The 9,243-nt window shown below is 50.0% G+C and carries 5 protein-coding genes, 1 rRNA gene and 1 pseudogene; all 7 read right to left on the reverse strand.

Annotation, left to right across the window (positions count from 1 at the left end; genetic code table 11):
* Window positions 1-412 precede the first annotated feature (412 nt).
* Complete coding sequence (locus tag ACLUYS_RS08145) at window positions 413-2,173, reverse strand: alpha-N-acetylglucosaminidase C-terminal domain-containing protein (RefSeq protein WP_412659571.1); 1,761 nt, start codon at window positions 2,171-2,173, stop codon at window positions 413-415.
* Window positions 2,174-3,574: pseudogene (locus tag ACLUYS_RS08150) on the reverse strand (alpha-N-acetylglucosaminidase); the annotation flags it as partial. It abuts the gene before it with no gap.
* Between the two features lie 24 nt (window positions 3,575-3,598).
* Window positions 3,599-4,447: a discoidin domain-containing protein gene (locus ACLUYS_RS08155; protein ID WP_412659572.1), complete on the reverse strand. Its 849-nt coding sequence runs from the start codon at window positions 4,445-4,447 to the stop codon at window positions 3,599-3,601.
* Window positions 4,384-4,830: a discoidin domain-containing protein gene (locus ACLUYS_RS08160; RefSeq protein WP_412659568.1), complete on the reverse strand. Its 447-nt coding sequence runs from the start codon at window positions 4,828-4,830 to the stop codon at window positions 4,384-4,386. The genes ACLUYS_RS08155 and ACLUYS_RS08160 overlap by 64 nt, the downstream gene beginning before the upstream one ends.
* Window positions 4,831-5,194: 364 nt before the next feature.
* On the reverse strand, window positions 5,195-7,666 hold the full coding sequence (locus ACLUYS_RS08165) for a DEAD/DEAH box helicase family protein (RefSeq protein ID WP_412659569.1): 2,472 nt from the start codon (window positions 7,664-7,666) through the stop codon (window positions 5,195-5,197).
* Window positions 7,667-7,957: 291 nt separating this feature from the next.
* The gene (locus tag ACLUYS_RS08170) at window positions 7,958-8,551 is read right to left on the reverse strand and encodes a class I SAM-dependent DNA methyltransferase (protein ID WP_412659570.1); all 594 of its coding nucleotides are present in this window, start codon (window positions 8,549-8,551) and stop codon (window positions 7,958-7,960) included.
* A gap of 367 nt (window positions 8,552-8,918) precedes the next feature.
* Window positions 8,919-9,243, reverse strand: a 23S ribosomal RNA gene (locus tag ACLUYS_RS08175); the annotation flags it as partial.

Consider the following 9,243-nt stretch of genomic DNA (forward strand, 5'->3'; position numbering starts at 1 on the left):
CGTTAGACCTTCTGTTATGTCTTCTTACTGATGCTCGTTTTTCAAAGATCCATTTTTCCCTGTCCTCGATGGACAGGATTTGTCTTGTGAATATTTATTGTTCCCTCACAAGGCTCATTTAGTTTATCATGGCTTTTTGATCGCGTCAACTCTTTTTGTGAATATTTTTAATATTTTCACTTTATGAATTTTATGCGATAGATAAAGTCCTTTTTCGACTTTTCAAAAGTTCTCTTTCGAAAAGCGCTCCGTTAGAATAGCATGCCCTCTCTCCGGACGCAAGCTTTATTTGTGATTTTTTCGTTCAGCTTCACATAGGATTTTTGGGACAAAACGCAGGAAAGGCGCCCGTCCTGATGTGCTCAGGATGGGCGCCTTTATTCGAAAAGATATTGTTTTTCGATTGGAAAAATCAGTCCGGATTCAGACTTGCCAGCGCTTCTTTGTCGGGGAGAAGACGCAGATCGAGAAGGCTTGAATGGAGTGCTTTGGCCGCATCGTCGATTTGCTTCTGTGAAGACGCGTGACGAATAAGAGCCTTGCCCGCGTTCAGGACAGACGTGAATTCTTCCTGACCGGCTGAAGCATAGTCTGTAAGATCAAGTGCTTCGGCTTTATCGCAGAGAGTCTCCAGGAGTGAATAGTCAAAGACAAGGGACGGATCGTCTTTTCTCTGCAGTCCATCGAGAGCGGACTGCAGGGCTCTGGCCATCGCATCGACATCCTTCTGTCTGGAGCGTGGGAGATTTCTTACGATGGCATCCAGAGCGTTCTGAACGTCTTCAAAATTCGCGTAGTCATCCGGATCGAGAGCGTCCGCTTCCTGAACCAGAGCGTCGAGCGCGGTGTAGTCGGCAAAGATGGCTTCCAGCTGATCCAGAGCGTCTTCCAGTCGGGTGCAGGCTGCATCCACTTCTTCCTGGGACGCTTCGGGGTTGACGTAAACGACGTTGACATCGGTCAGAGCAGTGTTGAACGCAGCCCAGGCTTCGGCGTCGTAATCGGAGGCAATCAGCGACTGGGCCTGTTTCATCAGCGTATCGAGGCGGGAGAAATCTGTAGGAACAACGAGTTCGCCAATCGTGTACGTCAGCTTCGTTCCATTGGAAAGGGTGAGCAGAATCTGATCGTCCTTTTCCAGAAGATCCTCGTCGTCAAGGGTCTTCGAACCGCGGGTGATGGCAATTGTGGAACCCTCAGGCATGATCACGTTGGAAAGGAAGACTGCTTTCGTAGTCTGTACGGGAACTTTAGAAATCTTATGCGTTCCGGTATCGATCGTGTACATGTAGCTGACGAGAGAATCGACCGGCTTATTGAGCGAGCAGCTGGTAACGAAACGATTGTAGAGAGCTTTGACATCGCCGCTCGGTTCATTGGAATAGACGGTATCGCTGCGGCAGAAATCCCAGGCGAAGCGATAGGATTCCTTGCTGCTCATATTTTCTACACTGCACGTCTGGTCGCCATGAATATCCTTGCTCAGACGGTCAATCCACGTGGTCCACCGTGCACCGTAATAGTCTTTGAGCAGACCGCCGTATTCGCGGTTGGCGTAATCGTAAACGCCCCAGGTGTAGTACGGTGCCCAGGTCGTGATCAGACCGCGCGCATTCATTTCATAAATACGCTTCGTGAAATCATCTTCGCTTTCGCCGGCTTTTCTGGACGGCTCGAGCCAGTTTCCAAGCATCGAGTTTTTGTTCGAGTTGAGCACCTGTTCCTGCAAATCCAGAAGGTCGAGGAACTCAGCAGACGCCTGATCAAACTCGGATACGTTCCTGTTTCGGTAGGCCGATGTGAATTCCTGATAAACCGGGTAGGCGCTGTTGGCGACGCACTGGCGAAGCAGCGTATTCACATCGAACTGATAGCCTTCGCTCGTTTTGAAGCGGTCATAGTCCTTCATCAGCAACGTAAGGGCGTTTTCAAACTGCGCAATATTGTAGTGACGGTCAAACGAACCGTTTGGCGCTGCCTTGGACGCATCAAAGTGCGGCATGGCGCAGAAGATGGATTCTGGCGGTGTCTTGAAGTATTCAAGATCGGAGTAGGCGGTATTCAGAAGAATTTTCCATGCCGCTTTGGCGTCCGTCGTTACCGCACCGTAGCGGCGCTCGATGTAGCTGTCGAGCCACTTTTCCACATCGATGTCTTCGCTTTCCCACATCATTTCGCCCCAGAGATCGTATTTCGCCGGATCGTTGCCCGTACCTTCCGGAGCGATGCCCATGCCGACCATGTGGCTGGTGCCCTTGCGGACACGGCCTGGAATCTGGGCGATTTTTTTCAGGTTGCCGCAAAGGCCGACGCGGCCGCCATAGTTTTCCAGCATGCAATAGGTCCAGCTGCTTCCGGCGAATTCGTTCGTATCGTCAAATTTGGCATTGCGGGTTCCATCCAGATCGAGCAGCAGGATATTGTTCTGTTTTTCTTCGCTGGAAATCCAGGAAAGCAGATCGGATTCAAAAGATCAGGACTGGATAACCCAGACACAGTTCGAATCGTATTTCTTCATTGCGTCGAGAACTTCCCATCCGACGGTGTCCCGGCCAATGCCGCCGGTGTTGCCGCCTTCATGGAAGGGGTCGGTCGCATAATAGTGGGCCCAGTCGCCGTACACTTCTTTTTGCGCCTGATAAAATCTGGTTGCGTAGTCGTCATACGTGGCGGTATTGGTTTTGAGCATAGCCGGACGCTGGATGCCGTTCCACCATCCCTGATCAATGATTTCTACCGAGGAATCCTTGGACGTGATGTTCGTAGGCACCATGCCGGAATATCCCTGCAAAACCGGCGTCATGCCTAAAGCGCGCATGGAACGCTGGTTATGCCGGGCAAGTTCTGTGCTTTTTTCAAACCAGTCGTGCGGAATCGGGCCGCTGATGTTTTCCACGTTGGCCATGTACATCCAGCCAAGATAGCCTGGTCCGACCAGCCAGTCGCGAACTTCCTGTTCGCTGTAGCCGAGTCCGCCTAAAAAGCGTCTCCAGACTTCTTCCTGACCGGTAATATCCAGAACGGTGTTGTAGCCGTTGAGGGTCAGCCAGTCGAGTTCGTTCTGCCACTCGTCTTCGCCCCAGAAGGCCATGTTGTAGGAATGCGTGCAGTAGTTGTACGCGTAGCGGACTTCATAGGGACTTTCCTTGCGGATCGTACTGGGAACTTCCACAATTTCCGCCGGCATTTTCACCTGACGGGTCTGTCGGGCAATCTGCACGCTGCAGAAATACTTGAAGTAATAGTTCAGACCAGTCGTCAGAGACAGACCTTTATTGCCTCGAATACGCACTTTTCCGTTGTGCATGTCGATTTCATACCAGTCGAGTCCACTCGACTTTGCATCATCGAGTACAAACTCAAACCAGTCGTTATAGCTTTCGCCGACTGTTCGTCCAACAAGATTGCGAACTTCACGCAGCGTTTCTTCCTGCGTTAAGGGTGCGGCATAATCGGTATCCTTAAAATCCGGAATGGAAATGGTATCCGGCGACTGCAGTTCGCTATCCGTTTCTTCGCCATAGGCACGGACTTCGCTGATCGGCAGTGTATCCTGCGTGGAGCAGTATTCCACAAGGACGCGGATGTCTCGCGCTTCTTAGGAATCGATCGCAAAGCGTTCGCCGGCAGTCGGACTCGGTTTGGTATCGTTTTTCTGACCGACCAGATCGTACGTCTCGCCATCAAGAGAGGCGTAAACCGAATACTGCGCGTATTCTTCCGATCCCATCGTTACCGGCGGAATCACCTGAATCGCCGAAAGCTTAACGTTGCGTTCCAGATCAATCTGGGCGTATGCCGGGCAGAATTTTGGAGCCCAGGCGGTGTAATTGTCGCCGTCAGTCAGATTTTCCTTATTCATGCCGTCCTGCTGACTGGACACATAAACCGGGCGGTTTAAAGCCAGGTTGTTTTCGTCTTCATCGACCGGCGGCGTTACCGACGTACTCTGTTTTCCGATAATGTGAATTTCATTGATATGAACGGAAGGGTTCTTCGTATTTGTCAGCATGGAGATCATCACATAGCGAACGCCTTCCGCATCTTTGGTAAACATTTCGCCATCCCGGGTCTGGGGTGTCTGGTCTTTCTTTTCGCCATACAGAGTGTAGTCGCGGCCATCCAGACTCGTGTACACCTCATACGTGTAAGAGCGGTCATCCGCGAAATACGGAATAACCTGAATGGAACTCAGATCGAAGACACAGTTTAAATCGACGCACAGACCCGATGCGCCTTCGGCGCCCCAATACGTATCCAGATCGCCGTCTCCGGCATTTTCGGCCGGATACCATTCTTCCGAACTGCTCGCACTGATCGAAGAATACGGAACCAGATCGTGCAGTTCATCCAGACAGATCGATCCAAAGACCTGCAGTTCCTTCAGATGGGCGTTATGGTTGTTGGGCGGAGTATCGGCATGAGTAGCCGTATATTCAATGCGAATGTAACGGGCTTTGACATCCGTAAACGAATCGCTTTCTCCTTCCGGCGTGTTCCAGGTTCGATTGGCCGTTCCTGTATGATCCGCAAGAACTGTAAAGGATCCTTCTTCACCGGTCGTACTGCCAAGAATTTATATTCGTAGTAGCGGTTCGCATGACCTTCATCCGGGTTAAACCAGGCCATGAGATTGATCCGATCGATCTTGCAGATCGATTCCAGGTCAACCTGAATCCAGGCAGGCCCAACCGTCGTCCACCAGGAATTGGAATCGCCGTCGACGGCTTTCTGGGCTTCACTGCCGCTTTCACTGTCGGAAGCGGTGATCGGCCTGTTCAAAGCCAGATTCTGCGATTCAGTATCTTCCTCCGCGGCCAGCATCTGCATGGGGAGACTGCAGAGGGCTCTGGGGAAGAATTCCAAGAGCAAGCACGGCGCAGGACAGCGCCGAAATGCTTTTTCTCAGTTTCATTGTTTCTCCTTCCTTTGCTCAAATTAAGCGCTTACACTAAAGAGTATACGAGTAAACTTTTACTGAAATACATGCTTCTTTTAGTCATTTGAAGGATTTTCTCCAATAGTGCGAAAACAGACGTGAAAATCCATCCGTCGCAAAGGAATAAGCCAAAGCTCTCATCCCCGGCAAAGCACAACCCGCTACGGCATAGAATGCCGGCTCTGGAATAGGGATGAACTTCCATGCCAAAAGCGCCGGCCAGCTCAAACTCGAGCAGCCGACGCTTTCTATTCTTTATTTTGAATTCTTTTTCTTTGTGGATTTGCGAACTGTATCTTCAAACCGGGATGCATAATACTCGTCGCTTCGACTGTCGAGAATATCCAGAATCTGTTTTTGAAACCAGGGGGAATCCAGGTATTCATTCAGAGAGCTGTCCAGCGTGATCATATCTTCCCCGGACTTTTTGATCAGCCCATCAAAAGAGAGCAGCAAATGCTTAACTGGCATTTCGCGGATCTTTTTCAAATGCGCCGCATCCGTAATCTGATCAAACGCATTGCGTGAAGCGACATCCAGATCGGACCAGCGTGTTCCCCTTGAAAAGAAGGTTTTCCATGCCTGAAGCACGTCTTCTGGCGAATAGCTGGACGCAATAGTTCCGCTTTTGAGCAGACTTTGTCGAAGAACTTCCAGTACGGCCAGCTTATATACTCGGGACATTTTGGTAGTTTCCATCAAATGTAGAAATTTCCCAGCCGGCGAACGCATAAACGCCTGCTGCTTTTCGTCTAAAATGTGCATGGAATCGAGAAAAGGCAGGTAATTGTGGAACGGACTGATTTTGGCATCCTTCATACAGTATTCCAGATCTTCATCGCTGAGCGCCTGACGCAGTTCCATTCGAGACGGAATATGGCCAAGACTTTCCTTCGCGTCATAAAACAGCCCTTGTACAATCTGGAGGCGGGACTGTTTGCGCTTCGCCAGATTTTTCAGAAGATCAATCAGCTCCAGATCAAAATCCACGACGCAGTTTCGAGGAACTGAACTGGCTGAACCTTTATCTTTTCCCCCAGTCGTTCCCGGATTCACGCCGATAAGCGATGGACCAAAGGACGCAGTTTTGTAATTTCCGATAAAGTCCAGAACCGTCAGATAGTCTTTCCCCGAAGCTTTGCGCAGACCGCGGCCCAGCTGCTGCAGGTATACGACCGCCGACTCGGTCGGGCGAAGGAACATGACAAGATCCAGGTTTGGAATATCGGTTCCTTCGTTGAACAGATCGACGCTGAACAAAATCTTCAGATCGCCGTCTACCAGTTTTTTCAACGCGCTTTCCCGATCCATATCCGTAGATGTTTCCGAAAGGTCCGGATCAGATACGACGGAAGCGCAGGGAATGCCTTTGGACTGGAAATACTTCGCCATAAAACGGGCATGTTTTCGGGTAATGCAAAAGCCAAGTCCGCGTGAGGAAGGATGCTTTTGATAATGGCGATAAATGAGAGAAGCGCGTTCCAGATTCTGATCGTACGTATGCTCCAGAGCCGCCGCGTCAAAATGCATGCCTCGGATTTTGACATTTTCGTAATCCGTCGGATCGTAAATGCCATAGTAGCGAAACGGACTCAGATATCCCTGTGCGATCGCGTCAAACAAATTCATCTGATAGGGGACGTTATAGTCGCAAAGCATATACAGATCACGGCCGTCCAGACGATAGGGCGTAGCCGTCAGTCCTAAAAGAAATTTTGGATGGAAATAGGAAAGGATCTTTTTATACTGCCTCGCTGCCGCATGATGAAACTCATCAACCACGATGTAGTCAAAAGAATCGGACGGAAGCGTTTCTTCATTCAGAAGCCAGGGTTTGGCAAGTGTCTGAACCGAAGCAAACACCAGATCCCGATCCAGTTCTTTCCGATCCCCTTCAATAAAGCCGATAGAGGCGTCAGGACGAACGGTATGGAAGGCTTTGGCGGCCTGCGCAAGAATTTCGCGGCGATGCGCGACAAAAAGTACGCGTTCAAAGGTTCGAGAATCAAAAGCAGCAAGAAAAGTTTTCCCCGTTCCCGTTGCTGCCTGAACTAAAGCGCGCTGCTGTCCTTTCTGCCGCGTTTCTTCCAGCCTGTATAAAGCTTCGGTCTGTACAGCATTCGGTTCCACCCGAATTTCGTTTCCTTCTTCCGGATTCTGATCTTCTGCTGCGAACAGATCCATCCACTGCCCGCTTTGAAACGGTTCCCGGTCCAGCTGATATTCCTCAATGGAATCTTCCGTAAGCAAAATGCTGGAAGACCAGAGATCTTCAAAACTTTTCACAATTTTCTCTGTACTTTTTTCGTTTCCCTGGGAAGAGAACGCGTAGTTCCATTCGATTCCGGAAGTGAGCGCAGAACGGGAAAGGTTTGAGCTTCCAATCAGGATTTCCATATGGTCCAAACAATGAAAAATCCAGCATTTGGGGTGGAAAGAAACAATCGGATTATTGAACAGCCGCAGCTGGGCGGTATCCCCCAGTTCATGCAGGAGGACGTGCAAAGCCGCGGGTTCTGTAATACCCATATACGTTCCGCATAACAGTCGGATCTTCGTCTTCTTTTCACGCAGTTTACGAAAAAGCGGAAGCAGAAGGCGAACACCGGAAAGCCGGACAAAGGAGACAGCCAGTTCAATTTCATCTGCCTGTTCGCTTATCTGATTCAAAAAGGGCAGGATCTGGTTTTTGATTACTGGACCGCCGCTGAAAAATTCAGAATTCATTTTCGCCTCCTCCTTTCCTCGTAAATCGTCTGCCTCTTCTATTTATGCCAGACTCTCTCAATATACGGTACCCAGAATGGTAAGAATCCGGCTGGCATTCCAAAGATTTCGCTGGATTCTGTTTTGCAGATAAGCCAAACGGAAAAGCAGAGGACTCTGCTTTGACGATCGTCCTCTGCTTCATGAAATCGTACTCTGTATCCGTCCGGCGAAGATTTTCTGTTGAACTCTTCCGTTCAGAAACAGGATCAGGAAGAATCAAACCGTCTTTCATTCCTCTTTCGGTATTTTCTACAGAGGTTTCTTCTGACTTAATGCGTTCAGCCAGATCTGCTCGGATCGGCCGGGTCGAACATCCCTGCTCTGCCACATTTCGGTGTCTCCAAATCCGGCGGATTTCAGAAGGGGCAAAAGTGAAGATTCTGTCTGATCACAGAAAAAACGCCCGTTTCGTTCGCCTTCAAACTCTCCATATTTAAAGGAACAGTAAAACCATCCTCCGGGCTTTAACGCCTGGAAAACCTTCGGAATCACTCTGGAAAGTTCGTCCCGGGAACAGTGCAAAAGCGACGAGCAGGCCCATACGCCGTCGTACGTGTCCCGCGCCTTCAGATCTTCAAAAAGCAGCAGACGTGCATCCATTCCGGATGCGCGGCACTGATTGACCATAGCCGGGGAGCCATCCGCAGCATCCACCTCATATCCCGCCTTCGAAAACGCGAGGGAATCCCGACCGGTGCCGCATCCAAAATCCAGAATCAATCCTTTTTTGGGGAGTTTTTCCAGAAAACGGCTTTGAACCTTTCCAAAGGAGACATTTTTGGTGTCCCGCACAAATTCATTCGCATGATCCTGGTAGTAAGCTAAAGTTTTTTTATCCGCCATACATTCAACCCCTTATTCTCTAAACGAGTTCGATCCCGTCTGCTGAAGGCAGCTGTAAGGATCCCTCTCTATGGGATAGTTTATCCCCGGAGCGAAAAATCCCCGAACGATATCGGATTTCTCCTTTATCCTTCGGGGATTTCATTTTGTCTGGCAGCTTCCTATCTTTGCCTTGCGGCTATTGTCGGCGTTCTGCAGCTTAACTGGCCAGGTTCGATATGTTTCTGGGTGTATCCTGCAGGCTATCGCCACCATACTTAGATTTTTTGAATGGATCTTCCAAAAACAAACATCAGTCTTCCAGCATAACGATCTAACGCGATCGTTGGTTTCGTAGTGGCTTCTTGCGTATAGCTTTCTCGAATCTTAGATTAAGCTTTCGACCGATTAGTACTGGCCAACTCCGCGAATCGCTTCGCTTCCATCTCCAGCCTATCGCCTTGTCGTCTTCAAGGGGTCTTATATACCGCAGATCTTATCTTGGGCTCGGCTTCGCGCTTAGATGCTTTCAGCGCTTATCCGATCCCTGCTTGGCTGCCCGGCTATGCTACTGGCGTAACAACCGGTGCACCATTGGCAGGTCCATCCCGGTCCTCTCGTACTAAGGACAGCTTCCCTCAGATCTCCTGCGCCCACAACAGATAGGGACCGAACTGTCTCACGACGTTCTGAACCCAGCTCGCGTACCGCTT

The organism is Allobaculum sp. (assembly GCF_047010065.1).
GTDB lineage: Bacteria > Bacillota_I > Bacilli_A > Erysipelotrichales > Erysipelotrichaceae > Allobaculum > Allobaculum fili.

Excerpts from the sequence above, each read along its gene's own strand:
- ACLUYS_RS08160 (WP_412659568.1), bottom strand. The coding sequence starts at position 4,830 with ATGCAGATGCTGGCCGCGGAGGAAGATACTGAATCGCAGAATCTGGCT.
- ACLUYS_RS08145 (WP_412659571.1), bottom strand. The coding sequence starts at position 2,173 with ATGATGTGGGAAAGCGAAGACATCGATGTGGAAAAGTGGCTCGACAGC.
- ACLUYS_RS08165 (WP_412659569.1), bottom strand. The coding sequence starts at position 7,666 with ATGAATTCTGAATTTTTCAGCGGCGGTCCAGTAATCAAAAACCAGATC.
- ACLUYS_RS08170 (WP_412659570.1), bottom strand. The coding sequence starts at position 8,551 with ATGGCGGATAAAAAAACTTTAGCTTACTACCAGGATCATGCGAATGAA.